Origin of the sequence: Salipiger sp. PrR002, from assembly GCF_010500775.1 — a bacterium.
Classification (GTDB): domain Bacteria; phylum Pseudomonadota; class Alphaproteobacteria; order Rhodobacterales; family Rhodobacteraceae; genus Salipiger.
In genome coordinates this window covers 1-1,203 of the sequence record NZ_JAAGOU010000096.1, presented here as the reverse complement: position 1 = coordinate 1,203, position 1,203 = coordinate 1, and the positions used below count along the sequence as shown (strand labels likewise).

Here is a 1,203-nt window from a genome sequence, read left to right as displayed (position 1 = left end):
GCCGTCGCTCTAGCCGCCCTCGTCATCTACTGGTTATGAATCCTGACCCTAAGATAAAAACATCCGACGACGGCGTTGCCACGAATTCTGGCCCAAGACATCAAACACACTCCAATAGCAAAAAGGTTGACCGCCTAGGCATTCATGTTGCACGCTACTCGCGTTTGGGTAGTGCTGCGATTCAAGGGCAAAAACGGCAAACGATCGAAGTTAGTGAGAGTACAGCTGTCTAAAATTACCGTGTCAGCATCTATTCGAATCGTCACCGCTTGAGGTGCTCACTTTTACGCGGCTGGGAACAGTTGTCTAAGTTCCCGATGCCAATTGCATTGTGCTGGTCGCCAAGCCAGCTTTTGGGGGCGGAAATTGATTAGATTATTATTATTGTCGATATTTCTGTTGGTCGCGGCTTGTGAGTCCGCTCAAGTTATAATGTCACGAGCATACACCGAAAAGGGATTGCTCAACATCAATAATGTCCGACTAGGGTATGTTTGGATTTGGGATCGTTCCTCCGATCAAATCCAGCGCGTGGATATTATTTCACCGCAGCCTTCAAACAAATTCTCCGACCAAACAGGTTTCGACACATCCGTGTCTTTCGAGACAGGAGCCAAGTTCAATGGCAACGTCACACTCACCGCCGCAGAAATCAGCGCGCTGGAAGCCGAGGTATCGAGAAGGTCGGTTCTAAAGACAGAGAATCTTCGGACCGAAGCTTTTCGCAGTCCCGTGCAAGGTCTCATAGAAGCCCTGAACGGTGACCCTGACAAGTTCATTGCATCTTTACAACTGATGGATGTGATAAACTCTAATGGAGAAAAACTTTACGTGGTCGCTGATGAGGTTGGCTTCTCAGAGTTCACCGAGCTTTCCATTGATGGGAAAGCTGCATTGGGAACTGAGTTTGAAGCCAACAGTGTAAAAGCTAACCTGAAGTTTGAGGTCATTGACGCCGGAAAGCTTGAGTTCCAAGGAAGGGACGGTGGCCTGGCACCGACGTTCTTTCGGTTTTCGATCATCAGACCGAGTTTAGGGTCAGACAATAACCCAAAGTTTCGTACAGAGACAACGGCGGCACTTTCCGATTTTCTTGAACTTGTAAAGCAAGGCAAATTTTAAAAAGGTATGAAACATAACGGACACACTCGGCTCAGGATGCATTGATTTCGCGGGAACAGCATGATTCACGGCTTTGAAAAC

General features: G+C 47.8%; 1 protein-coding gene. It reads left to right on the top strand.

Annotated features, from left to right (window positions below):
- Positions 1–459: 459 nt before the first annotated feature.
- A complete protein-coding gene (locus tag G0A00_RS26290; protein ID WP_164185625.1) occupies positions 460–1,122 on the top strand; it encodes a hypothetical protein in 663 nt (220 codons plus the stop codon).
- Positions 1,123–1,203 lie beyond the last annotated feature (81 nt).